The organism is Burkholderia sp. CCA53, assembly GCF_001685525.1.
Lineage (GTDB): Bacteria > Pseudomonadota > Gammaproteobacteria > Burkholderiales > Burkholderiaceae > Burkholderia > Burkholderia multivorans.
This window is the reverse complement of record NZ_BDDJ01000002.1, coordinates 1,196,613-1,221,721: the sequence shown is the minus strand read 5'-3', so window position 1 is coordinate 1,221,721 and position 25,109 is coordinate 1,196,613. Positions and strand designations below refer to the sequence as shown.

21 protein-coding genes and 1 pseudogene are annotated in these 25,109 nt (G+C 67.4%); 7 read left to right on the top strand and 15 right to left on the bottom strand.

Features of this window, described 5'->3' with window-relative positions; genetic code table 11:
- Nucleotides 1-218 precede the first annotated feature (218 nt).
- The 4 genes from BCR55_RS21825 to BCR55_RS21810 all read right to left on the bottom strand — a co-directional run bounded on the left by BCR55_RS21825 (nt 219) and on the right by BCR55_RS21810 (nt 3,097).
- Complete coding sequence (locus BCR55_RS21825) at nt 219-512, bottom strand: H-NS family nucleoid-associated regulatory protein (RefSeq protein ID WP_006407894.1); 294 nt, start codon at nt 510-512, stop codon at nt 219-221.
- Between the two features lie 100 nt (nt 513-612).
- Nucleotides 613-897 carry a hypothetical protein gene (locus BCR55_RS21820; RefSeq protein WP_172488724.1) on the bottom strand — a complete coding sequence of 95 codons (285 nt, stop codon included), beginning with the start codon at nt 895-897 and terminating at the stop codon, nt 613-615.
- Nucleotides 898-958: 61 nt separating this feature from the next.
- Nucleotides 959-1,486, bottom strand: a complete 528-nt coding sequence (locus BCR55_RS21815; protein ID WP_006412208.1) for a hypothetical protein — start codon at nt 1,484-1,486, stop codon at nt 959-961.
- Between the two features lie 114 nt (nt 1,487-1,600).
- Nucleotides 1,601-3,097, bottom strand: coding sequence for a sigma-54-dependent Fis family transcriptional regulator (locus BCR55_RS21810; RefSeq protein ID WP_006407892.1), 1,497 nt, complete (start codon nt 3,095-3,097; stop codon nt 1,601-1,603).
- A gap of 317 nt (nt 3,098-3,414) precedes the next feature.
- Between BCR55_RS21810 and BCR55_RS21805 the strand changes: the two genes are divergently transcribed.
- Complete coding sequence (locus BCR55_RS21805; RefSeq protein ID WP_006407890.1) at nt 3,415-4,818, top strand: GntP family permease; 1,404 nt, start codon at nt 3,415-3,417, stop codon at nt 4,816-4,818.
- A gap of 366 nt (nt 4,819-5,184) precedes the next feature.
- Complete coding sequence (locus tag BCR55_RS21800) at nt 5,185-5,436, top strand: DUF4148 domain-containing protein (protein WP_006407889.1); 252 nt, start codon at nt 5,185-5,187, stop codon at nt 5,434-5,436.
- A gap of 24 nt (nt 5,437-5,460) precedes the next feature.
- Here BCR55_RS21800 and BCR55_RS21795 read toward each other — a convergent pair whose 3' ends face one another.
- Both BCR55_RS21795 and BCR55_RS21790 read right to left on the bottom strand, forming a co-directional pair.
- A complete protein-coding gene (locus BCR55_RS21795) occupies nt 5,461-7,056 on the bottom strand; it encodes a thioredoxin family protein (RefSeq protein WP_065495917.1) in 1,596 nt (531 codons plus the stop codon).
- Between the two features lie 148 nt (nt 7,057-7,204).
- Nucleotides 7,205-7,706, bottom strand: a pseudogene (locus BCR55_RS21790) (GNAT family N-acetyltransferase).
- 632 nt (nt 7,707-8,338) lie between these two features.
- On the opposite strand from BCR55_RS21790, the gene BCR55_RS21785 reads away from it, so the two are divergent.
- The 3 genes from BCR55_RS21785 (at nt 8,339) to BCR55_RS21775 (ending at nt 12,339) form a co-directional block, all read left to right on the top strand.
- Nucleotides 8,339-10,648 (top strand): phosphocholine-specific phospholipase C, encoded by a 2,310-nt coding sequence (locus BCR55_RS21785; protein ID WP_035489102.1) that lies wholly within the window; start codon nt 8,339-8,341, stop codon nt 10,646-10,648.
- 270 nt (nt 10,649-10,918) lie between these two features.
- The gene (locus BCR55_RS21780; protein ID WP_012216261.1) at nt 10,919-11,188 is read left to right on the top strand and encodes a hypothetical protein; all 270 of its coding nucleotides are present in this window, start codon (nt 10,919-10,921) and stop codon (nt 11,186-11,188) included.
- Between the two features lie 155 nt (nt 11,189-11,343).
- Nucleotides 11,344-12,339 carry a DedA family protein/thiosulfate sulfurtransferase GlpE gene (locus tag BCR55_RS21775; protein WP_006407885.1) on the top strand — a complete coding sequence of 332 codons (996 nt, stop codon included), beginning with the start codon at nt 11,344-11,346 and terminating at the stop codon, nt 12,337-12,339.
- Nucleotides 12,340-12,384: 45 nt separating this feature from the next.
- Here the strand turns inward: BCR55_RS21775 and BCR55_RS21770 are convergent, their stop codons facing one another.
- From BCR55_RS21770 to BCR55_RS21740, 7 genes are all read right to left on the bottom strand, one after another.
- A complete protein-coding gene (locus tag BCR55_RS21770) occupies nt 12,385-13,860 on the bottom strand; it encodes an OprD family porin (protein WP_065495915.1) in 1,476 nt (491 codons plus the stop codon).
- Between the two features lie 159 nt (nt 13,861-14,019).
- Nucleotides 14,020-15,039 (bottom strand): ABC transporter ATP-binding protein, encoded by a 1,020-nt coding sequence (locus BCR55_RS21765; RefSeq protein ID WP_065495912.1) that lies wholly within the window; start codon nt 15,037-15,039, stop codon nt 14,020-14,022.
- Entirely contained in the window at nt 15,036-16,028 is a 993-nt protein-coding gene (locus BCR55_RS21760) for an ABC transporter ATP-binding protein (RefSeq protein ID WP_065495910.1), read from the bottom strand. The genes BCR55_RS21765 and BCR55_RS21760 overlap by 4 nt, the downstream gene beginning before the upstream one ends.
- Before the next feature lie 2 nt (nt 16,029-16,030).
- Nucleotides 16,031-16,933 (bottom strand): ABC transporter permease, encoded by a 903-nt coding sequence (locus BCR55_RS21755; RefSeq protein ID WP_065495908.1) that lies wholly within the window; start codon nt 16,931-16,933, stop codon nt 16,031-16,033.
- A gap of 13 nt (nt 16,934-16,946) precedes the next feature.
- Complete coding sequence (locus BCR55_RS21750) at nt 16,947-17,885, bottom strand: ABC transporter permease subunit (RefSeq protein WP_006407880.1); 939 nt, start codon at nt 17,883-17,885, stop codon at nt 16,947-16,949.
- An 11-nt stretch (nt 17,886-17,896) separates the two neighbouring features.
- On the bottom strand, nt 17,897-19,510 hold the full coding sequence (locus BCR55_RS21745) for a peptide ABC transporter substrate-binding protein (protein ID WP_065495907.1): 1,614 nt from the start codon (nt 19,508-19,510) through the stop codon (nt 17,897-17,899).
- A 178-nt stretch (nt 19,511-19,688) separates the two neighbouring features.
- Nucleotides 19,689-20,270 (bottom strand): cupin domain-containing protein, encoded by a 582-nt coding sequence (locus BCR55_RS21740; protein WP_012216254.1) that lies wholly within the window; start codon nt 20,268-20,270, stop codon nt 19,689-19,691.
- 500 nt (nt 20,271-20,770) lie between these two features.
- On the opposite strand from BCR55_RS21740, the gene BCR55_RS21735 reads away from it, so the two are divergent.
- Entirely contained in the window at nt 20,771-22,291 is a 1,521-nt protein-coding gene (locus tag BCR55_RS21735; RefSeq protein ID WP_006407878.1) for a peptide MFS transporter, read from the top strand.
- A 126-nt stretch (nt 22,292-22,417) separates the two neighbouring features.
- The gene (locus BCR55_RS21730; RefSeq protein ID WP_006407877.1) at nt 22,418-22,627 is read left to right on the top strand and encodes a hypothetical protein; all 210 of its coding nucleotides are present in this window, start codon (nt 22,418-22,420) and stop codon (nt 22,625-22,627) included.
- Nucleotides 22,628-22,703: 76 nt separating this feature from the next.
- Here BCR55_RS21730 and BCR55_RS21725 read toward each other — a convergent pair whose 3' ends face one another.
- Together BCR55_RS21725 and rarD are read right to left on the bottom strand one after the other, a co-directional pair.
- On the bottom strand, nt 22,704-23,828 hold the full coding sequence (locus BCR55_RS21725; RefSeq protein ID WP_065495905.1) for an OpgC domain-containing protein: 1,125 nt from the start codon (nt 23,826-23,828) through the stop codon (nt 22,704-22,706).
- A 376-nt stretch (nt 23,829-24,204) separates the two neighbouring features.
- Nucleotides 24,205-25,104 (bottom strand): EamA family transporter RarD, encoded by a 900-nt coding sequence (rarD, locus tag BCR55_RS21720; protein ID WP_006407874.1) that lies wholly within the window; start codon nt 25,102-25,104, stop codon nt 24,205-24,207.
- Nucleotides 25,105-25,109 lie beyond the last annotated feature (5 nt).

Sequence of the window (25,109 nt, the reverse complement as noted above, 5' to 3'; positions counted from 1 at the left end):
CAAGAACGTGCGCAATTGCGCGGCCGTTTACCGACATTCGCCGCGATAGCGAGCCGAATCGCGGTGAAATCGCGAAATACGATCGGTCCATTGCGTGACGCCGCATCGCAATCCAGCGACGCGATGCATTTTGCATGCGCGGAAAAACAGAACGGTGCGACGGCCGCAAGGCCGGTCGCACCGTCGGTCGGTACGCGAAAGGTGAGGATTTTCGGGAGTCAGTCGGCGATCAGGAATCGCGTGCGGTTCTTGCCGAGCCACGCGGGCGCGCGCCCGCGGCCACTCCAGGTTTCGCCCGTCTTCGGGTTGCGATATTTCGGCGGCAACGTGCGCTTCGGCTTTGCGCTCGGCGCGCCGAGCGGCCGGAAACCGAGCTCTTCCGGCGTAATGTCGAATTCGTCGATTTTCGCCCGGATCTCGGCTATCGCGTCGGCAATCGCCTTCTCGCGTTCCTTGTCGATTTTTTGCTGAAGCCTTTCGAGTTGCACGGACAGTTGCCGGTAGGTCGCCATATCGATGGGATTCCTTGAGGGTTATTCATGAAAAATAGCCGACACCAAGCAAATAGAAAAGCGCGTGACCCGAAAGTATTTTCGGTCGCCCATTGCGGGATCAATAGCCGCTTTTCTTGCGGCATGCGAAGAGCAGGCTTCGCGTGCCGCTATCCGTCGATTGCTGGAGCACGTCGTACTCGCCGTTGCAGATCGCGCGCGCATTGTCCGTGCAATTGCTCCACGAGTCGCCCGTGCATTGAACCTGCGTAGTCGGGCGTCCGTCGGACGTGAACAGCGGCGCACCGCCGCCGCACCCGCCGAGCGCCGCGACGAGCGCCAACAACCCGGCCCCGCGCAGCAACGCCCGAGGCCCCCGACAGACCGACGCAAGCATGTGTTTCATTGTTCTTTCCGTCAACCTTTTTTTAAATGTCGCGAGTATGCCATGCACGGCCGCCTATTGTTCAATTGGGCGTGCGGTCCGGCTGCCCGCGCGTCCGATACGGCAACGTTCGTGCCGGATCGTCGGTGATGCGAATGAAAACCTGTTCGACATCGGGCAGCGCCTCGAATTCGCGTTGCAGCGCCTGTCGATCGAATCCAGGATTCGCACAGCCTTCGACATAGACGAAGCGCCGCTGCACGGTGATCCACAGGCTCGTGCCGCGCAGCCGTTCGGATCCGGCGAAATGCGCCTTGGCGGCATCCGCGATCGGCGCGTCGTACAGATAGGAGTTCGGCTTCGTGCAGCGATGCGCGAGCCAGCAGGTCGTCCCGCGCTCGACGCGGTAGTGCGCGTCGTCCTCCATCTCGGCCTTCGTCATCCACGGGCCGAGCGGCAACGGGCATTCGGCGATGTCCCGCGACAGCGCAACGAACGGATCGTTGTACCAGTTGCGCCGCGCCGTGGGCGCCTCGGTATCGCCCGTCTGCGCCAGCGCGGACGTCGCGAGCATCAACGTCACCCAACCTGCGATGCCGATTCGCTTCATATCGCCTCCTGTCGGCCGACTCGCACGCGCATGCCGGCCGGCCTGTGTTTCGCGATCGTTCCCATACCTGATGCGCACCATGCAGGCGCGCGCGCCCGCGCGGTCCGCAGCGGCCTATCGACCGATACCGAGCGCCGCGAGCTTCTTGTACAGCGTTGCGCGTCCGATGCCGATCCGCGCGGCGGCCTCCGCCACCTTGCCGTCGCACGCGGCCAGCGCGTCGACGAAGAACTGGCGTTCCCACGCCGCGAGCGCGTCCGCATACGACACGTGCTGCCCGGCATGCGGGTCGCCGGCGCCGGACCTGGAACCGGCGCCCGCGCCGCCCGCCGTCACGGCAGCCGCCGGCACGGCCGGGGCGGCGTCCGCATGTACGCGCGTCGGTCCGAGAAACGGCGCGAGCGCACGTGCATCGATGATCGCGCGATCCGACAGCATCAGCGCGCGCTCGAGCGTGTTGCGCAGCTCGCGGACGTTGCCCGGCCACGGATAGGCGCAAAGCATCCGCAACGCGTCGTCGGTCAGCTCGCAGTGCGCGGCGCGCCCGTGCTGCGCAGCGAGCTCCTCGAGCGTCACATAAACGAGCGCCGCAATGTCCGACGCACGCTCGCGCAGCGGCGGCGCATGAATCGTCAGCACATTGAGCCGGTAATAGAGATCGGCGCGAAAGCGCCCGGCCGCGACGAGCGCCGGCAGGTCGGCCGACGTCGCCGCAATGATGCGCACGTCCGCGCGCACGATGCGGTTCGACCCGACCGGTTCGAATTCCTTGTCCTGCAGCACGCGCAGCAGCTTGCCCTGCAGCGGCAACGGCATGTCGCCGATCTCGTCGAGAAACAGCGTGCCGCGATCGGCCAGCTCGAACTTGCCGACGCGGCCCTTGCGATCGGCGCCGGTATACGCGCCGGGCGCGGCGCCGAAGAACTCGGTTTCGAGCAGCGTGTCGGGAATCGCCGCGACGTTGACGGTCACGAGCGGCTGCAGCGCACGCGCCGACGCCGCGTGAATCGCATGCGCGAGCAGTTCCTTGCCGGTGCCTGTCTCGCCGAGCAGCAGCACCGGCGAATCGACTTGCGCGGCGCGGCGCGCCTGTCGTTTCGTCTCGAGACTCGCGGCGCTCGTGCCGACGAAGCTCGCGAACGTGTACTTCGCGCGGCGCGCCTGCGCGAGCGAGCGCTGTGTCGCGATCAGCTGCTGCTGAAGCTGCGCGTAGCGCGAGAAGATCGGCGTGAGCGTCTTCAGCTGATCGAACAGCGCGAAGCCGATCGCGCCGACCGTCTCGCCGGCCTCGTTCTTCAGCGGCAGCCGCGTGACGACGAGCGGTTCGCGGCCGGTCTCCATGATGTCGAGCAGGATCGGCTGGCCGCTCGACACGACTTCGCGCAGCAGGCTGTTCGGGATCACGGCCTCGCAGTCGAGGCCGACGGCCTGCTGCGGATCGGCAAAGCCGAAACGCGCCGCGTAGCGCTCGTTCATCCAGACGATCCGCGCATCGCGATCGACGACCACCGTGCCCGCGCTCGAATCCTCGAACGTGCGAAACAGCGACTCGGCGGCGCGCCGCAGCACGTCGCCGTAGTTGGCGGGCAGCCGGGTCCAGTCGTTCATCATCGTGTCGTCGTCTCCGTGTATCTTCGGTCGGATGTCTCCGTATCGGGACGGATTATCTCATTTCGGAGACACGCCGGATTGCCTTGTCGGGGAAGACCCTCGCCGAGTCGACACGCGATCGCGATCGCCGATTCGTCTCCGTCTGGAGACGTTTCACGTAGAATCGTCAGACATTGGCCGGCGCGGGCCCGCCCGACCACGCCGGACCCGCGTCCGGCGGCGCATTGCGGCCGATGGCACGAAACCTGCACGAAGCCGAGCCGGTCCGCGGCGCACCGTCCGACCGAACAACAACCAAAGCAATTAGGAGACTTCCCTTGTCTTTCGTGATCGTCCTCGCCGCGCTGGCGTTCCTGATGTTTGCCGCATATCGCGGCTACAGCGTGATCCTGTTCGCGCCGATCGCCGCACTCGGCGCGGTCCTGCTCACCGATCCGGCCGCCGTCGCGCCCGTCTTCTCCGGCATCTTCATGGAGAAGATGGTCGGCTTCGTCAAACTGTACTTTCCGGTGTTCATGCTCGGCGCGGTGTTCGGCAAGGTGATCGAACTGTCCGGCTTTTCCGAGTCGATCGTCCATGCAGCGATCCGCTACATCGGCCGCTCGCGCGCCAATGCGGTAATCGTCGCGGTGTGCGCGCTGCTCACGTACGGCGGCGTGTCGCTGTTCGTCGTCGTGTTCGCGGTCTATCCGTTCGCGGCCGAGCTCTATCGCCAGAGCAATATTCCGAAGCGGCTGATGCCGGGCGCGATCGCGCTCGGCGCATTCTCGTTCACGATGGACTCGCTGCCCGGCACGCCGCAGATCCAGAACATCATCCCGACCACGTTCTTCAAGACGACCGCATGGGCCGCGCCCGCACTCGGCACGATCGGCTCGCTGTTCATCATCGTCGTCGGTCTCGCGTATCTCGAATGGCGCCGCCGTTCGGCGATGGCGAAGGGCGAAGGCTACGGCACGTCGCTCGTCAACGAGCCGGAGCGCGTCGAAGCGCAGTCGCTGCCGAATCCCGCGCTCGCGATCCTGCCGCTGATCCTGGTCGGCGTGTCGAACTTCGCATTCACGAAGCTGATCCCGCAGTGGTACGGCTCCGCGTCGTACACCGTCGCACCGGAAGTGCTGCCGGGCGTCCATGCGCCGGTGACGACGTCGATCAAGACCGTCGTCGCGATCTGGTCGGTCGAGGCCGCACTGCTGCTCGGCATCGTGCTCGTCGTGCTGACCGCGTTCAAGCGCGTCAGCGAACGCTTCGCGGCCGGCTCGAAGGCGGCCGTCGGCGGCGCGCTGCTCGCCGCGATGAACACCGCGTCGGAGTACGGCTTCGGCGGCGTGATCGCTGCGCTGCCGGGCTTCCTCGTCGTCGGCGACGCGCTGAAGAGCATCCCGAACCCGCTCGTCAACGCTGCGGTGTCGGTCAGCTCGCTCGCGGGCATCACGGGCTCGGCATCGGGCGGCATGAGCATCGCGCTCGCCGCAATGTCGGACCTGTTCATCAAGGGCGCGCAAGCGGCCAACATCCCGATGGACGTGCTGCACCGGGTCGTCGCGATGGCGAGCGGCGGCATGGACACGCTGCCGCACAACGGCGCGGTGATCACGCTGCTCGCCGTCACGGGCCTCACGCACCGCGAGTCGTATCGCGACATTTTTGCGGTCACCGTGATCAAGACGCTCGCGGTGTTCTTCGTGATCGCCGTGTATTACATGACGGGGCTCGTGTAATTCCTTGCGGCGGGCGGCGCTTCGCACGCCGCCCGCGCCTGCCGGCCGCGTCCCCGTAGCCGGGTGCGTTCTACCCGCGTTTCACGAAGGGCACGCAGCCATGCCGGACCGGCGCCTCGATGGCGTCCGGTCCCATACCGGCCGGCACCCGGCCCGCCGGCGCACGCCGCGCCCATCGCACCGCCCTCATCTCCGCGCCATTCGGCCCCGACCACGCCGCCGTCATTGTTGTCCGCAGCAAAACACTGCATTGGTCGCCGGCGCATTTTTCATGCGGCCGACCCGACCTACACTGGTTTCAACGTCGCCCGACGCATTCGTGACACGAAGCGCGGCCGATTCAACGGAAACCAGGAGGTCCCGATCATGAAGCGCCTGATTCAAGCGGTTGCCCTCGCCGTGGCCGTCTCCGGCCCGGTCGTCGCCCATGCGCAGTCGAACCAGCCGCTGACGCGTGCGCAGGTCCGTGCCGAAGTGAAGGCACTGAAGCAGGCCGGCTTCCAGCCGAGCGACTGGTTCTATCCGGCCAGCATCCAATCGGCCGAAGCGAAGATCGCGCAACAGAACGGCGCCGGGTACGGCAGCGCGCGCGACGCGTCGTCGGAATCGGGCCGTTGATCCTCGGCACGGCCACGGCGGCCGTCACGTCTTCACGGGCTGAATCAGCTTCGCGCACGCCGCTGCCTGCGGGTCGCCCGCGGGCAGCTTGCCGCATAGCTCGTCGAACTGCCTGACGACCGTCCTGACCGACGCATCGTGCGCGCCGCCGCTACGCCAGCGGTTCAGTTGCGCGACGACCTTGGTCAGCGCACGCAAATTCGCGCCGTAGAATGCATCGCGCGTCTTGCCGGCCTGCGCGAGCACGCTCGCAGCAATTCCTTCGATCCGCGCCGAGTCCTCGGGCGCCAATTGCACCGCGTTCGCGAAATAGGTCGCGCCCCAGCGCAGCTTCGTCGCGGGGCCCGTCGCCATGTCGTACGCCTTCCGGTACCAGTCGAGCGCCGCCGCCTTGTCGCCGCGCGCCTTCGCGTTCGCGGCCAGCCCGGACATGAAGTAGTACGGCGTCGACGAGCGCGGCAGTTCGGCCTTCAGCAGCGCATCCGACTCGTCGAACAGTCCGGCATCGGTCAACGTATCCGCGCCCTCGCTGACGAGCGCCTGCCGCTCGTACGGATTCGCCGCACCCTGCACCGACGCGGCGATCTGCCGACGCACGGTATCGACGAGCGCCGGCGCATCGAGCGGCGCGCCGGTGCGCGCCTCGCCACGCGCGAGCAGCACGCGGCCGTGCAATGCCATCAGTCGATCGATCGACGACAGCGTCGTATCGGCGGACAGCCGTGCGAGCGCCGCGTCGTATGCGCCGCGCAGCTTCGCGCGCTGCGCTTCACTGCCGCCGAGATACGCGACGACACGCGCCGGCGCCATCACGAGCACGTCGGAATCGGCGCGCGACAGCGCGCGATCGGCCAACACCGCTCGCCATGCGTCGGCGAGCGCCGACTTGTCCAGCGCGCCGGCCTGAGCCGGATCGTCCGACGCGGCGACCACGGCCGCCTTCAGTGCGAAGCGCGCCGCCTCGGCCTTCGCGCCGGCCGCCCGCGCGCGCTGCGACAGCGTCTGTAATGTCTGCGCGACGCGATCGGCCGGCACCGGCAACGCACCGTCGGTATCCCACGAATAGTCCGCCAGCAGCCGCCATTCGTCCGCTTTCAGCGATGCACCGTCCTTCAACGCGCTCGCGAGCGTCTGCCGCACCGGATGCGCGGCGGTCATGCCGAGCGACAGCGCCTGCAGGTAGCGGTCGAGATCGGCCTCGCCCGGCAGCCGCGTCACCTCGGTGCCGTCGGGACGGAACAGGATCATCGTCGGATAGCCGTGCACCTTGAAGCGTTCGCCGAGCTTCTGCGCGCTCTCGGTGTCGCCGTCCAGATAGACGGGCACGAACAGCGACGAGCGCGTCTTGAACGCCTGCTGACTAAAGATCGTCGACTTCACCTGGTTGCACGACGGGCACCACACCGCGCCCCAGTACAGCAGCAGCGGCTTGCCGGTGCGCTTCGCGAGCGCGAAGGCGTCGTCGACGTCGCCCTGCTGCCACGCGATGCCGGGCGGCAGATGGGTACGCTGCGACGACGAACTCGCCGCGACGCCTTCTTGCGGCGCGACGGTGGCAAACGCTGCACCCGACGCGGCGAACAGGCAGGCGGCAGTCAGACTCCGGATAACGGATTTCATCGAAGCGGGTTCCGTTGAAAAGACGATGGCGGGAAGACGCGTCGCGCGCCTGTCGCGACGGCCGGCAAATCGCTCGACGATACGATGCAGGCGCCCGCTTGAAAACGAACGAATTCTTGAATGAATATGAGGCACAGGACGCTCGGCCTCACGGCCGCGACCCGAGCCGCGCCATGCGATACACCGATGCATACGCGCCGTCGCGCAGCGCGTAGTCGGGCGATTCGCCTTCGATGCGAAAAGCGTGCTTTTCGTAGAGCGCGATCGCCGCTCGGTTTGTCGACGAACACGGTCAGCTCGATACGCGTGACGTTGAGCCAATTCTCGGCGAGGTCGATCGCGGTCGCGAGCAGACGGCTGCCGATGCCGCGCCCGTGCTGCGACGCATCGATCATCATGCCGAGCCCGGCCGCATGACGGCGCCGCGGATTCGGTTCGGTATGCGGGGCAAGATAGCCGACCACCGCGCCATCGACTTCGGCGACGAGACTCACGCCCTGTTCGCGAATGCGTTCGAGCCGTTGCTGCCATTTCTCGAACGATGGAAACGGATGCTGCGGCGTGTTCTTGCAGACCGCCGGTTGCGCGGAGATTGTGCGGATCGCATCGACGTCGTGCGCGTCGCCGTGCCGGATCGTGATGTCGATCATGACGGGCGAACGTCCTGGGCATCGTTCTTTCAAGGGCATGCGGCGGTGCGCCTACCGCATGCCATCGATGCATATCCGGGTTTCATGCGAATGCAACATGCTTGCCACGTGCTCGCCCGGCATGTCGATGCCGCCTGACGAAACGAAACCATCGCCGCCGATTCGGTTGCGATCGCAACGGCATGGCACCCAAGCCGTCTCATGCCGGCGGGACACCTTTTTTTACCGACCGCGCCATGGAAAATCGGTAATTTCTCACCGCTCCCCCACTCCTCATTCACGCGCACGCGATTCGTTGCACACACAACGTCATGAGAACGACACGCGATGTCATTTCTCCATCACGTCGACGTCACGTCGGCTCCCTAGACTAGGCGCCGCCCTGCCCGGCATGCGCCGGGCCGGCGCGTGCCGACATCCCGTCCCGCGCATGACGAACGCGCGAACGACGAGGCGGCAACGACGGCCGAAACCGCCACGCGACGCAGCGCGTCGTCCGTGGGGCGCGCCCATCCGGCGCGCGGCCGGCGCATCCGCACGCACGCGCATCGCGGACCGTCCCAGGGGGGACGACGCTTGGGCGCAACCAGACGAAGTCACGAACGCTCCCATCATCAGAGGACTCGAACGCCATGACGTCACGCCGCAAATTTCTCCAGCAGACTGCCACCGCCGGCCTCTCGGCCGCGGCGCTGTCCGCGTTTCCGCCGAGCATTCGCCGCGCGCTCGCGATTCCCGCCTTTCACGAAACGGGCACCATCAACGACGTGAAGCACGTCGTGCTGCTGATGATGGAGAATCGCGCGTTCGACAGCTACTTCGGCACGTTCAAGGGCGTGCGCGGCTACGGCGACCGTTTCGCGGTGCCGTCGCCGAACGGTCGCGACGTGTTCTACCAGACGTATACGAAGACGACGCCCGCGGTCACGGTCACGCCGTATCACCTCGACGCGAGCAAGGGCAACGCGCAGCGCGCAGGCGGCACGCCGCATACGTGGGCCGACGCGCAGGCCGCGTGGGACCACGGACGCATGAACCGCTGGCCCGACGCGAAGACCACGCTGTCGATGGGCTACTACGACGCGGCCGAAGTGCCGTTCCAGCGCGCGCTCGCCGACGCGTTCACGCTGTGCGACCACTATCACTGCGGGATGCATACGGGCACGATCGCGAACCGCCTGTTCTACTGGAGCGGCACCAACGGCCCGAACGGCATCAGCCCCGTCGACGGCAGCCGCGTGAAGGTCGCCGCGCTGAACAATCAGTTCAACGGCGGCAACGACATCGGACCGTCGACGCAGGGCTGGACGTGGACCACGTACGCGGACCGGCTGCAGCAGGCGGGCGTGAGCTGGAAGGTGTACCAGAGCCTGATCGACAACTTCGGCTGCAACGAGATGATGGGCTTTCGCCACTGGCGTGCGGCCATCGAGCAGATGCCGGCCGCGCGTCGGCCGGTCTACGTCGCGTCGACCGACATCACGCAGCCGGTGACGGCCGCCGGCCCGTTCTACGATCCGGCGATCGACGATCCGCTCAGCCCGCTCGCGAAGGGCTTCGGCAACACGATGCCGTACGGCTTTCTCGAATCGTTCAGCGACGACATCCGAAACGGCCGGCTGCCGGCGGTATCGTGGATCATCCCGCCGTCCGCGTACAGCGAGCATCCGGGGCCGTCGAGCCCCGCGCAGGGCGGCTGGTACGTGCAGGCGGTGCTCGATGCGCTGACCGCGAACCCCGAGGTCTGGAGCAAGACGGTCCTGCTGATCAACTACGACGAAAACGACGGCTTCTTCGATCACATGCCGTCGCCAGCCGCGCCGTCGCGCAATGCGGACGGCACGCTCGCAGGCGGCTACACGCTGTCGGGTGCCGACGTCGCCGCCGAGTATCACGACTTCGCACCGGCCACGTCGAGCCAGCCCGCCGCGGACGGACGCCCGTACGGCCCCGGCCCGCGCGTGCCGATGTGGGTCGTGTCGCCGTGGAGCCGCGGCGGCTGGGTGAACTCGCAGGTGTTCGACCATACGTCGACGCTGCGCTTTCTCGAGAAACGCTTCGGCGTCGTCGAGCCGCAGATCAGCGGATACCGACGCGCGATCTGCGGCGACCTGACGAGCGCCTTCAACTTCCGCTCGCCGAACAACGAGCCGCTGCCGACGCTCGCGGGCCGTTCGACGAAGAGCCAGGTCGACGCGCTGAGCGCCGCGCAGCAGGCCGCCCCGAAGATCGCGCCGCCGGCCACGCCCGCGCCGCCCGCACAGACCATCGGCGTGCGACCGTCGCGCGCGCTGCCGTACGAGCTGCATGCGAGCGCGCAGGCCGACGCGCGCAGCGGCACGCTGCGGCTGAAGTTCGCGAATACCGGCGACGCGGCCGCGGTATTCCACGTCTACGACAAGCTTCATCTCGATCGCGTGCCGCGCCGCTACGCGGTCGAGCCCGGCAAGACGCTGCACGGCGACTGGGCGGCAATGGCCGACGACAACGGTCAATACGATCTGTGGTTGCTCGGCCCGAACGGCTATCACCGCCGCTTCACCGGCGACCTCACGCGCATTGCCGCGGCCGGCGCGCCGAATCCGGAGATCCGCGTCGGCTACGCGGGCGCGAGCGGCAACCTGCACCTGCGGCTGAGCAACCACGGCGGCGGCGCCGTGCGCTTCACGATCCGCTCGAATCGGGTCTACGGGCCGCTCGCGGGCCACGGCGCGACCGACACGCACGGTCACGGCGACGGCGCGGGCACGACGTGGACCGTCACGGTGCGCGGCGGCACGCAGTCGGAGCTGCACTGGAAGCTCGACTCGACCGGCTATTGGTATGACTTCATCGTGACCGCCGATCACGACGCGCGCTATGCGCGGCGCATCGCCGGCCGCGTCGAAACGGGCCGCCATTCGGTCAGCGATCCGGCGATGGGCATCGCCGACCGCTTCTGACCGCCGCGGCGACGCGCACGCCTACGGCGCGTCGCCGGCCTGCCCGTCGGCACCGCCCGACACCCGCGCACCACCCGGCGCCGCCGCGCGCAAACGCGCGGCGGCGCGCGCGAAAACATCTGACGGAAGTGTGGTGTAGCCCTCTTTCCGACCCCTACGAAAATGCTCCGTAATGCCGTCCGTTCGCGTTAAACTGCGTCAACCTGTTTTGCAGTTTTTCAACAACGACACCTTCGCCCCCCACGGCACAACGACACGAGGATAGGTTCGATGCGCACTACCGGCTCATCCGGGGCAATGACCCTGCTCACCGAACACGACCCGGCCGACGGCCGCGAGCTGCGCTCGCTCCGGCTCGAAGCGACCGGCGACGGCAAGAGCGTGCTGTTGATCGAAATCGACGAACGCAAGCCCGGCATTCACCGCGAGGTCCGCTACGAGATCACGCCGGCCGAACTGATCGCGGCGATCCGCTCGCACGGCGCCGAACTGCCGGGCGAACACCACGGCGCCGCTTCGCTCGCGCGCACCCCTTCGTGAGATTCCGACGGTGAGCGACGTGCAGCGCGCGCGCTCACCGGCATGTCCCTGCCGCCGTCAGGCGCTTTCCGTCATTCCCGCCGCCGTCTTGAAAATGGCCGATAATCGGCCCATCTGCGCACCCTGCCTGCGCATGTTCTTTTCGGCCAGCCGTCATGCTCCGTGATCTCGTCGCCCAGTACGGGCCGCTTCTCGTATTCGCCAACGTGCTCGCGGCGGCGATCGGCCTGCCCGTGCCCGCGATGCCGACGCTCGTGTTGTTCGGCGCGATGGCCGCGATGCATCCGGCGATGATCGGCTCGCAGCTCGCGACGGTGATTGCGCTATCGGTGCTCGGCGCGCTGCTCGGCGATACGGCGTGGTACGTCGCCGGGCGCCGTTACGGCGGCGCGACGCTGAAGACGATCTGCCGGCTGTCGCTGTCGCGCGACACCTGCGTGAAGAAAACCGAGCGCTTCTTCGGCCGCTACGGCGTGCGCGTGCTCGCAGTAGCACGCTTCATTCCCGGACTGTCGCTGGTATCGGTGCCGATGGCGGGCGCGCTGCATACGCGCTATCGCACGTTCGTCGGCTACGACGCGCTCGGCGCCGCGCTCTGGACGATCGCCGGCCTCGTCGCGGGGCTCGTGTTCTATCGGCAGATCGACTGGCTGTTCGCGGGCGCGAGCCGGCTCGGTCACGCGGTGCTGGTCGTGATCGTCGCGCTGCTCGCCGTCTATGCGGCGATTCGCTGGGTGCGCCGCCGCGCGCTGATCCGCCAGCTCGCGCATGCGCGGATCGGCGTCGACGAGCTCGATGCGCTGCTGCAAGACGATGCAGCACCGGTGATTCTCGACGTGCGCTCGCCCGAGCACCGCAAGCTCGACCCGTTCACGATCCCCGGCGCGCAGTTTGCCGACGAACGGCAGATCGCCGACATCGTCGCGCGCTATCCGCTCACGCAGAAGTTCGTCGTCTATTGCTCGTGCCCGAACGAGGTGACGGCCGCGCTGATGGCGAAGCGCCTGCTCGACGCGGGCTTTACCGACGCGCTCGCGCTGCGCGGCGGCCTCGACGCCTGGCGCGACACCGGTCGCGAACTGGCGCCGCTCGCGGCGGATCTGCCACCGGCCGCGAACGAGCCGGTCGCCGGGCTGCACAAGCCCGCGTAAGAGCGGGCCGCTCGGCGCAGCGGCGGCGCGCGGCGCGCCGTTCGATCAGAACGCGTGCAGCGGCAGGTTCACGACCAGACGGTACTCGCGGTTCGTCGCATCGGAGTAGTGCGTGGAGCCGTTGTGCCACATCGCGATGAACGTGACCTTCGTGTCCTTCAGCTTGCCGCTCTGGAACGTGTACGACGGAATGAAGCCGAACTCGTGGTGACGGCCTTGCACCGGCGCGCCGTTGCTCCAGTAGATGCTCGAGTGGCTCGGATCGTTCGCCGCGCCTGCGCTGCCGTCCGCGCCCCAGCCCGTCACGCCCCACACCATCGCCTTGAAGCCCGGCAGCCCCGCTTCCTTGCCATAGAACGTGTAGCGCAGCTGCAGCGACTTTTCATGCGGCGCGTTGTAGTCGACGTCCATCGAGTTCGCGAGGAAGATGCCGTTCGTTTCGTTCAGATAGTCGAAGAACTGGTCGCCGAGAATCTGCTGATACGCGAGCAGCAGCTCGTGCGGGCCGTGCTGCGCGGCGAGCGACAGGCTATACGCGTTGTTGTTGATCTTGCCCTGCAGCGCGTCGCCCGTGTCGTGCGTCGAATAGACGTTGCCGAAGCCCGTCCACTTGATCGTCTGCGGGCTGCCGATGCTGTGCTTCACCGACGCGTAGTACTGGTGCCACACGTCGTCGGCCTGATTCGCGTACAGCGCGACTTCGCCGTTCGGCGAGTAGTCCCACGTGCCGCCCACATAGGTGATCCGGTTCACGCGCGTACCGCCGTACTGCGTCGTCAGGTTCGTGAGCGTCGAGTGGCCGCGCGCGTCGGTCTTCGTGAAGCTGCCCGCTTCGAGCATCACGTTCTTGAATTCGTTGCTGACGATCGTCGCGCCGAGGAACGTCGGCGGCAGCGCGCGGTTGTCGTGCTGCTCCATGAACGGGTTGTCGACGGCCTGCAGACCGTACTTGATCACCGTGTTCGAGATGCGCGCCTTCACGTCGTAGATGCCCGGATAGGCCCACGCGAGCTGGTTCGAGCCGCCGCCGCCCTTCGCGATGTGTGCCATGCTGCCCGCGCCCGCGCCGCCGTCGAGCTTCAGCGCCGCATACAGCGATGCGTCGAAGCCGATACCGATCAGGCCCGTCGTATAGCCGGACTCGAAGTTCGCCATCACGCCCTGGATCCATGCGTGACGGTGCGGTCCGCCCTTGTTGTCGAGCACGTCCGCGTAATTGCGGAACAGGAAGTCGAGATGGCTGTCGGCGATGAAGCCCTTCGACTTCGATTGCGCGGACGGTTGCTCGTCGGACGGCGTGACGGCCTGGCCGGCCTCCGCGTTCACAACGGCGTTCGGCGTCGTCGCCTGTGCGACGCTCGCACTCGCGCCGGCGGCCGGCGCGGCCTGCGCGACCGTCAGCGGCGCGGGCGCCGCGTCGTCGGCGCGCGCGACGCCCGTCAGCGAGACACCGGCGAGCGCCGGCAGTCCCCATACAAGCAGCATCTTCGATGCCGTCCCGATCGTCTTCTGCTTTTTCATCGTGGTTCTCTTCTTGTGTTGATGTCGTCCCGCCGGTCGCGATCCGCGCCCGGCCCCCACCCGGCGCGACCGGCTACGGACGCGCCTGTACCCGCGACGCGAAGATCGTTCGCGCCGCACTTACCCCTGTCGACCTGCCTGCTTATCGTCGTTCGACACTCATGCCGCACCCGCGCGGATGCAGGCGACGCGCGCCGCCGAGCCGTGCCGCACTTCCGGCAGCGGCGCGTCCTGCGCGCACGCGTCGATCGCCACCGGGCAGCGCGTGCGGAACGCGCAGCCCGACGGCGGATTCAGCGGCGACGGCATCTCGCCCGCCAGCAGCATCGGCCGGCGCGCCCGCTCGCGTGCCGGGTCCGGCGTCGGCGCCGCGTCGAGCAGCGCGCGCGTGTACGGGTGCTGCGGCACGCGGTACACGTCGTCGCGCGTGCCGAACTCCATCACGCGGCCCAGATACATCACGAGCACGCGCTGGCTGATCGCCTTCACGACCGCGAGGTCGTGCGCGACGAACAGATAGGACAGCGACAGATCGCGCTGCAGGTCGCGCAGCAGGTTCACGATCTGCGCCTGGATCGACACGTCGAGCGCCGACACCGGTTCGTCGCAGATCACGAGCTTCGGCTCGCCGATCAGCGCACGCGCGATCCCGACGCGCTGGCACTGGCCGCCGGAAAATTCATGCGGATAGCGCAGCAGGTGATGCGCGTTCAGCCCGACGCGCTCGAGCATCGCGATCACGCGGCGGCGCACTTCGGCACGGCCGAGACCCGGCTGATGCGTGACGAGCGGCTCGGCGACGACCTGCTCGATCGTCATGCGCGGATCGAGCGACGCGAGCGGATCCTGGAAGATCATCTGCACTTCGCGCCGCATCGCGGTGCCGCGCAGCTGCGCTGGCGCGACGGCCTCGCCGCGCCAGCGCACGGTGCCGGCCGTCATCGGTACGAGGCCGATCAGCGCACGCGCGAGCGTCGACTTCCCGCAGCCCGATTCGCCGACCAGGCCGACCGTCTCGCCGCGCTTCACGTCGAACGAGACGCCGTCGACCGCGCGCAGCGTGCCCTTCGGCGACCACGGATAGCCGCCGAGCGGCACGCGGAAATGCACCTTCAGCCCCTCGACGGCGAGCAGCGTGTCGCCGCTCGCGCCGGCGTCGCGGCGTTCGTTGACGCTCATCGCAGTCCTCCCGTCAGATCGGCCGCCGGCCGATGGCAGGCGCGCACCGCACCGGCGGCGCCGTAGGTTTCGAGTGCGGGGCGCAGCGTGCCGCAGCGATCCTCCGCATACGTGCAGCGTTTCGCGAACGCGCAGCCGGCCGGCGCGGTGCCGGGCATCGGCGGATTGCCGGGAATCGCGACGAGCGGCGAATCGTCGGCATCGGTCAGCCGCGGCAGCGCGTTCAGCAGCCCGATCGTGTACGGATGCGACGGCGCCGCGAAGATCGATTCGGCCGGCGCGTATTCGACGGTGCGGCCCGCATACATGACCATCACGTCGTCCGCGAGGCCGGCGACCACGCCCATGTCGTGCGTGATCAGCACGATCGCGGTGCCGCGCTCGCGATTGAGCTCGCGCAGCAGATCGATGATCTGCGCCTGCACGGTCACGTCGAGCGCCGTGGTCGGCTCGTCGGCGATCAGGATTTCGGGTTCGGACAGCAGCGCCATCGCGATCATCACGCGCTGCCGCATGCCGCCCGAGAACTCGTGCGGATACATGCGGATACGCCGCGCGGCGTCGGGAATGCGCACCGATTCGAGCGCCTCGATCGCGCGCTTCGTCGCGGCCTTGCGCGACAGCCCGCGATGCAGCTGCAGGGTCTCGGTCATCTGCCGCTCGATCGTCAGGAAGGGATTGAGCGACGTCATCGGATCCTGGAAGATCATCGCGATCCGGTCGCCGCGCACGGCGTTCAGCGCGCGCGTGTCCATCGCGAGCAGATCGTCGCCGCGATAGCGCGCCGTGCCGCTCGTCGTGCTGTTCGCGGCGAGCAGCCCGAGCAATGCCATCACGGTCTGGCTCTTGCCGGAGCCCGATTCGCCGACGATGCCGAGCGTCTTGCCGGCTTCGAGCGAGAACGACACGCCGCTGACGGCGTCGATCGGCGGCGCATCCTTGCGCGTGAAGCGCACGCCGAGGTTGTCGACTTCAAGTAGTGCGGCCATCTTCAGCGATCCTTCGGGTCAAGCGCATCCCGCAGGCCGTCGCCGACGAAATTCACGCAATAGAGCGTCACGCACAGCATGACGGCCGGGCACAGCAGCAGCCACGGCATCGATTCGAGTTTCTGCGCGCCGTCCTGGATCAGCACGCCCCAGCTCGTCATCGGCTCCTGCACGCCGAGCCCGAGAAACGACAGCACCGATTCGGTCAGCACGATGTTCGGCACCGAGACCGTCGCATACACGACGACGACGCCGAGCAGGTTCGGCACGATATGGCGGCGCACGATCGATACCGGCGACACGCCGATCGCGCGCGCCGCATCGACGAACTCGCGGTTGCGCAGCGACAATGTCTGGCCGCGCACGACGCGCGCCATGTCGATCCACGAGAACGCGCTGATCGTCAGCACGACGAGCAGGAACGAACGGCCGAACAGCGTCATCATCAGGATCGCGATCAGCAAGTACGGGATCGCGTACATCATGTCGACGATGCGCATCATCACCGCGTCGACGCGGCCGCCCGCGAAGCCCGCGGTCGCGCCCCACGCGACGCCGAACAGGCCCGACACGAGCGTGCCGAGCAGCCCGACCTCGATCGACACGCGCCCGCCGATCAGCGTGCGCACGAGCAGGTCGCGGCCGAGCTCGTCGGTGCCGAACCAGTGCTGGTTCGCGAGCGTCGGCGGCAGGCTGATCGCGCCCCAGTCGCTTGCGGCCGGATCGGCTGCGAGCAGCCACGGGCCGACGAAGCAGGCGATCACGATCAGCGCGAGCAGCACGAGGCTGAACAAGGCCGCGCGGTTGTGCAGGAAGCGTGCGAACGCGAGCGCCAGCGGCGAGCGCGAACGCGGCGGCGTATCGGTCTGCGCGGGCAGACCGACGGCTGGCGTAGTGGGAGTCATCGCAGGGCCTCGCTCAGTAACGGATGCGCGGATCGAGCCATGCGTAGGCGAGGTCGACCAGCAGGTTGAACAGCACTGCGCAGACGGTCGTCAGCACGACGAGGCCGAGCACCAGCGTGTAGTCGCGATTGATCGCGCCGTTCACGACGAGCTGCCCGAGCCCCGGCAGCGCGAACACCGATTCGGTGACGACGGCCGCCGTGATCGACGTGATGCAGACCGTGCCGAACAACGATACGACCGGCATCAGCGCGGGCTTCAGCGCGTGGCGCAGCACGATCGTCGAGCCGGGCAGCCCCTTCGCGCGCGCGGTGCGGATGTAGTTGCTCGACAGCGTCTCGATCATCGAGCCGCGCATCACGCGCGCGAGCAGCGACACGTTGATGAAGGTCAGCAGCACGATCGGCAGCAGCCGGTACTGCCAGCCGCCGTCGCCCCAGCCGCCGGCCGGCAGCCAGCCGTTGCCGGCCGACGTCTTAAGCAGGATCGCGAAGATCCACACGAGCACCGGCCCGAGCACGAACGGCGGCACGACGTTGCCGAAGTTGCCGATCAGCATCACGAAGCGGTCGATCGCGCTGTCGCGGCGCACGGCCGCGACGGTGCCGAGCAGCACGCCGAGCACGATCGACAGCGGAATCGACAGGCCGCCCACGCCGAGGCTCACGGGCAGCGCCTTCTTCACGAGATCGTTCACGGACCAGTCGACGTAGCGGAACGACGGCCCGAGATCGCCGCGCAGCAGCGAGCCGAGATACAGCAGGTACTGCTTCCACAGCGGTTCGTCGAGGTGGTACTTCGCGTTCAGGTTCGCGAGCGTCGCGGCGGACAGCTGTTTCTCCGTATCGAACGGGCCGCCGGGCGTGAAGTGCAGCAGCAGGTAGCAGACGGTGACGACCGCGAGGATCGTCGGCACCGCCCACAACGTGCGCCTCAGGGCATAGGCCAGCATGATCGCTCCGCTCAGTGCTTGATCAGATACATGTCCTGCGACGCGCGCATGTCGATCACGTTCTTCAGCGAATAGCCGCCGACGTACGGCTTCACGAGACGATCGGCCGAATACTGGAACAGCGGGACCATCGGCGCGTCGTTCATCGCGGTGTCGTGCGCCTGCGTGAGCAGCGCCGCGCGGGCCTTGTCGTCGAGCTTCTGGTTGCCCTCGTCGACGAGCGCGTCGACCTGCTTGTTGCAGTAGCCGACGGTGTTCTGCGAGCTGCCGCAGCGGATCAGATCGAAGAACGTCATCGCGTCGTTGTAGTCGGCGAACCAGCCGTCGCGCGCGATCTGGACCTTGCCGTCATGCCGCTCCTTCATCAGCACCTTGAACTCGACGTTCTCGAGCTTCGTGTTGATGCCGAGCTTCGTGCGCCATTCCGATGCGGCAAACAGCGCGACCTTCTTGTGCAGGTCGTTGGTGTTGTACGTGAGCGTGAACGACAGCGGCTTCGCGTCCGAATAGCCGGCCTGCTTCAGCAGGTTCTTCGCGGTCTCGACGCGCTTGGCCATCGGCCAGGACGCCCATTCCGGCGTGAACGGCTGCACACCCTTCGTGCCGTTCGGCATCAGGCCGTACATCGGCTTCTCGCCGGCCTGCGTGAGCTTCGACGTCAGCACGTCGCGATCGATGACCATCGACAGCGCCTGGCGCACGCGCTTGTCTTTCAGCACCGGATCGCTGTTGTTCAGGTAGTAGTAGTACGTCGCGAGCTGCAGGCCCGGGCGCAGCTCGGCGCCGAACTGCTTGCTGACCTGCTGGAAAATGCCCGACGGAATCGAATAGCTGTAGTCGATCTGCCCGGCCTGGTACATGCGCATCGCGGTCTCGTCGCTTTCGACGGGCAGATACGTGACCTTGTTGATCACGACCTTCGGCGCGTTCCAGTACTTCGCATCCTTCGTCATCACGATGCGGTTGTTCGGCTGCCAGTCGACGAGCTGGTACGCGCCGTTGCTGACGATGTTGCCGGGACGCGTCCACGCGTCGCCGAACTTCGCGACGACGTCCTTGTTCACCGGCGCGAGCGGCGCCATCGCGGTCAGCTCGGGGAAGAACGCGACCGGCACGTCGGTCGTCACCTCGAGCGTGTACGGATCGACCGCGCGCACGCCGAGCGTCGACGGCGCGGCCTTGCCCGCGATGATGTCCTTCGAGTTCTTCACGAACTCGACGAGGATCGTGTACTTCGAGCCCGTCTTCGGATCGGCGAGACGCTGCCACGAATAGACGAAATCGGCGGCCGTCACGGGCTGCCCGTTGCTCCACTTCGCGTCGTGGCGCAGCTTGAAGATCCACGTCTGCGGCGTCTTGCGCTCCCACGACAGCGCGACGCCCGGCACGACCTGCCCGGCCGCGTCGATGCGCGCAAGCCCTTCGAACAGGTCGAGGCCGATCGTGTTGCCGGTCCACGATTCGATGTGGGCGGGATCGAGCGACTCGACTTCGGCGGGCACCTGTCGCGTCAGATCCTGCTGCGCGGCAAGCGTGACGTTCGACGGGACGGTTACGGCACGGGCGGCGGGCGTCGTCAGGACGAGCGCGGCCAGCACGGCCGACATGGCATGCAAGGATTTCATCGTGGCAGTCTTGAGAAGGTTGTTCGGTGAGCGTCGCGCGGCGAAGGCCGCGGATTACGCGTAAGACGCTGTCGGGGGCAGCGATTGAGGAGGCCCGTGGTTCTCGTATTGCATGTTAGTATCCCTTACGTTTCTTTCGACAGGCATCCCGTCCGAGAAACGAAGGAATACCTGTGCGTTAGAACAGCCTCGGCGTACCGACCCAGACCACCACCGATTCGATCTTCGCGGTGTTGGCCCAGCTGTGCGGAACCGTCGACTGGTAGTGCGAACTATCGCCGGCCTGCAGGACGAACGTCTTGCCTTCCAGCGTCAGCGACACTTCTCCTTCCACCACATACAGGAACTCCTCTCCTGCATGTGTCGTCACCTCGGACCGCTTCTGCCCCGGCGGCATCCGCACGAGGATCGCCTCGAGCTGGCGGCCTTCCGAGAGGTTCGTCAGCCTCGCGAACAGGTTCGCCGAATCGGCGAACCCGAAAAAGCGCAGCTGCTCGCCTCGACACACCGAACGCTCCTCGCTCGGCGTATCGACGAAATACTGCACGGTCACGCCGAGCGCCTGCGCGATGCCGGCCAACGACGTCAGCGACGGCGACGCGAGCCCGCGCTCGACTTGCGACAGAAACGGCTTCGAAATGCCCGCGGCTGTCGCCGTTTCGTCGAGCGTGCGCTTCAATCGTTGGCGCAACGCGCGAATCTTGCTGCCCAGTGCGGCGGCAGCGACGGCAGACCGCGAGTTTTCAGTGGGGGGAACCATAGCAGGCCGAAAAGTGGTCGTCAAAAAATGTTTGATGGAAAGTAACTAAGTTTCGTTAATATCGCTTAGTCTTCAGGTTCGCACATGCCTTCGGCGTTGAGCCCGGTGCACTAAACAGGGCCCGAAGCGCGCGAAAAGACCCGCTATCTTGCCAGACTCGCCGCCTTCACAGGCAAGCTGCAAGCGGCTCTCCGGGATTTTGCGGAGCGCCGGACGCGAAGTTTACAAACAAATCATGAGACGAATGTTCCTGAAAGCTGCTGCCATCTCGGGGATTTCCCTATGTGGCGCGGACCTGACGCACCGGACCGGCAAACGTTACCATTCGCGCGCCGGTCGGGGCCTTGCGCCGCCGACACCGGCGGAGCCAGACCCCGGCCCGGGCTAACCGCCCGACTGCTGCCATTGCCTGCGTAGCGGCCTACCCGGCCCACGCGCCCAGGCGCCAGTTCTACCCTCAGGCGACGCGCGATCCGCGCCGTCCGTTTCAACCGAGATTGATGATGCACGCACCTGTTTCACAAACCCGATCGTTTACGACGGTCTTCCTCATCGAAATGTGGGAGCGCTTCGGCTACTACGGCATGGCCGCGCTCCTCGTCCTCTTCATGGTCGACAGGCTCGGTTTCACCGACAGCCATGCGAACCTCACGTGGGGTGCGTTCACCGCACTCGTCTACGCCTCGCCGTCGATCGGCGGCTGGATCGGCGACAAGGTGCTCGGCGCGCGCCGCACGATGATCCTCGGCGCGGCCGTGCTGTGCGCCGGCTACCTGATGCTGGCGGTGCCGAACGACGCGCTCGCCTATATGTATGCGTCGCTCGGCGTGATCGTCGTCGGCAACGGGCTGTTCAAGGCCAACGCGGCGAACCTCGTGCGCCGCATCTACGAAGGCGACGACGCGCGCATCGACAGCGCGTTCACGATCTACTACATGGCGGTCAACATCGGCTCGACGGTGTCGATGCTCGCGACGCCGTGGATCAAGGATCACTGGGGCTGGCACACCGCGTTCGCGGTCTGCTGCGGCGGCATGCTGCTCGCGATCCTGAACTTCATGCTGATGCATCGCACGCTGGCGCACATCGGCTCGCAGCCCGACGACGAGCCGATCCGCTGGAAGCGCCTCGGGGCCGTCGCGGCGGGCGGCGTCGCGCTCGCGCTCGTCACGCTGTACGTGCTGCAGCACAAGCAACTGGCAGTGGCAAGCGTGTGGACGGCCGCGGTCGCGATTCTCGCGATCTTCGCGTACATGATCGCGAAGTCGGAACGCTCGGAGCGCGCCGGGCTGATCGCCGCGCTCGTGCTGATCGCGCAGGTGATCCTGTTCTTCATCTTCTACGTGCAGATGTCGACCTCGCTGACGCTGTTCGCGCTGCGCAACGTCGATCCGCGCTTCATCCTGTTCGGCACGACGCTGTTTACGTGGAGCGCCGCGCAGTTCCAGGCGCTGAACCCGATCTGGATCATGCTGCTGAGCCCGGTGCTCGTGTGGATCTACAACGCGTTCTCGAAGGGCGGCCGCGATCTGCCGGTCGCCGCGAAGTACGCGCTCGGCTTCGGTGCCGTCGCCGCCGGCTATCTCGTGTTCACGATCAGCGGCCGCTATGCGGTCGACGGTCGCGTGTCGTCGTGGTTCATGGTGTGGGGCTACGGCCTCTACTCGCTCGGCGAACTGCTGGTGAGCGGCCTCGGCCTCGCGATGATCGCGCGCTATGTGCCGGCGCGGATGAGCGGCTTCATGATGGGTGCGTACTTCGTCGCGACCGGCGTGTCGCAGTATCTCGGCAGCGTCGTCGCGAACTTCGCGCAGATGCCGTCGCACGATCTGCCGGCCGTCGATTCGCTGCCGCTCTATCTGTCGCTGTTCGAGAAGCTCGGCTGGCTCGCCGCGATCGGCATGGTGCTCGCGCTGCTGCTGCTGCCGATGATGAACCGCCTGTCGCGCCAGCATCAGCGCTGCGCGGAAGAGCGCCGCGACGAAGCGCTGCAGGCGCAGAACGTCGCCGCCGTTCAGTAAGTCCGGCGGCCGGCGTGCTGCGCGCACGCCACAGGCCGCCACATTATCCTGCCGGCACCGCAATCGCGTCCTACACTGATTGCAAGCGGCGCATCCCCCGAGGTGCGCGCCGGCGGGAGAAGGCCCATGAAAAGCAAGACGACGCGGCTGCTGAGAATGCTGTCCGACATCCGGCGTGCGCAGCGCTGCACCGCACTGCGCGCCGCGCGCGCGGCAGCCGAAGCCGATGCGGTGCTCGCGCAGCAGGACGACCGGGCGACGCCCGGCGACAACGACGAGACCGAAGCCGACGATCCGACCGTCGATCCGCGCACGCGCATCGTCCAGCGTCACTGAGACGCGAAGCGTGCACGCCGGCGCCGGTGCCGGCCCCCACTTTTTTGCCTCCACCCGCGCCCGCGCGCGCGCCGCATCACGCGGCAGCCGTGCGCCGCCGCGAAATCCACGCGCCCGAACCGGCCACCGCCATCATCAGCCCGAGCGCACACGCGTCGGCCGCGAGGCCCACGCCGATGTGCCGCAGCTCGGCGCTCCCCGCGACCGGGTGCAGCAGCGAGTCGATGACGAGCGAGATCGCCGCGCCCGCGACGAAGCAGATCAGTCCGCGCTGCCCGACCGCGACGACGGGCCGTACGGCCTGCGCGACGCGCGCGATCCAGCCGTAGCGCACCCAGTCCGCCATCAGCCACGCCACGGCCGCGAAGCTGACGACGCGCGGCAGCGCGAGATCGCGCTTGAGCACGCCTTCGGGCACCGGCAGGCCCGAGAACAGCTTGTAGCTCGCGCAGCCGAGCACGACCGCGCAGGCGAGGCCGGTCGCCGCGGCGCCCCAGCGGCCGAGCGCGACGCGCCGGTAGAACGGCTGGCAGCGCGCGAGCACGCCCGCGACGAACATCAGCTGCCACGCAAACGGATTGAAGCTCCAGCGGAATCCGTCGGTATCGAGCAGTTCGGGCCCGAGCCAGCCGGCCGCCAGCCACGATGCGACACTCAGCACGACGAGCGGCCACGGATGGCGGCGCGCGAACGGCACGAGCACCGGCGACGCGAGCGCGAACAGCACGTACATCGGCAGCACCGACGCGAGATACGGCTGGCGCTGGAACGTCAGCAGTTCGGCGAGGCCCGTGAGCGGCGACGCGAGCATCACGCTGACGTCGTCGAGCGCAAGGTTCGGCGAGTCGATCCCGTAATGGTCGAGCACCGCCGACACGACCAGCATCAGCGTCGACGTCGCGAGAAACGCGCGGTAGATCTGCATCGCGCGCCGCACGAAGCGCCGCTGCGCGGCGCGCGCGCCCTGCCGTTCGGCGATCGCGCCGTACGCGCTCGCCGTCGCGAAGCCGCCGAGGAACACGAACACCTCGGCCGCATCGCACAGCGCGAACGCGTGCAGCGTCACGCGCGACAGCACGCTCGCGCCGATGTGATCGACGACGATCATCAGCAGCACGATCCCGCGGAAGAAGTCGACTTCGATGAGACGGCCGCTGCGCGGCCACGACACGGCAGCGGAAGGCGGCGCTTTCATCGACATGAGCGCACCTGCACGGGATGGGCACGCGCGGTGCCGGACAAAACGGAAGGCGAAACAGGAAGCCGAGCGCGGCCGGCGGCGATACGCGTATGCCCGTATCGCGCCGACCCGGCAAGGCGGGCACGGAGACGACCGTTCATTGGAGCACTGCATACGAAGAAAGACGGTCAGGTCAGTCTAATAGCCGTCCCGGAACTGCCCTAAGTAACAAAGTGCAACCGAATCTTCGGTTGCATTACAGGGGCGATATCGCTTGCATGAAGCTGGCAACGCGGCCAGTTTGGCGTCAGCGCGACGACGGGCGACGGTCAGAATCGCGCGTGAGGTGTGTCGAGCGAGGTGCGTTTGAGGCGACCCGCGTCGGCGCGACGCTCGCTCAGGTACGCGCCGGCAGGCGTCGCATCAGCATCGCGCTGTGCCATGCGGTCAACGCGACCGCGACCCAGATCGGCCCGTACGTCGCGAGCTTCGCGACCGTCAGCGTCTCGCCGAGCAGCAACAGCGATACGGCGACGAGCAGCACGGGCTCGACATAGCCGAGGATGCCGAACAGCGCCATCGGCAGCATCCGGCTCGCCTTCAGATAGCTCGCGAGCGCAAGCGTGCTGAGCACGCCGAGCCCCGGCAGCAGCGTCGACCACAGCAGCGGATGCGGCGCGACCGGCGTGCCGCTCGTCGCGACCATCGCGATCGCGATCGGACACAGCAGCACGATCTCGACCGCGAACGCGGCCAGCGAATCGGCGTTGATGCGCCGGCGCAGCACGAAATACGGCGGATAGCCGAGCGCGACGACGAGCGTCGGCCACGCGAACGCGCGCGTCGCCCACACTTCGTGCGCAACGCCGAGCGCCGCGCAGGCGACGGCCGCCCACTGCAGCGGATCGAGCCGTTCGTGATAGTAGAAGCGGCCGACGAGCACCATCGTCAGCGGCAGCAAGAAGTAGCCGAGCGACACCTCGAGCATGCGCCCGTGCAGCGGCGCCCACAGGAACAGCCACAGCTGCAGCCCGAGCAGCGCTGCGGTGACGGGCAGCGCGACGAGCAGCCGCCAGTCGCGCACGCTGCGCGCGAGCAGTTCGGCGAGCGCCGGCCAGCGGCCGCGCAGCGCGATCAGCGCGAGCGCACCGGGCGCGGTCCAGAGCACGCGCCACGCGAAAATGTCGAGGCCCGTGAGCGGCACCAGCCATTTCGCATACGCGGACATCAGCGCGAACAGCGTCGACGCCGCCACCGACAACATCACGCCGCGCCCGGCCTCCGGATACCCCGTCACGTGCG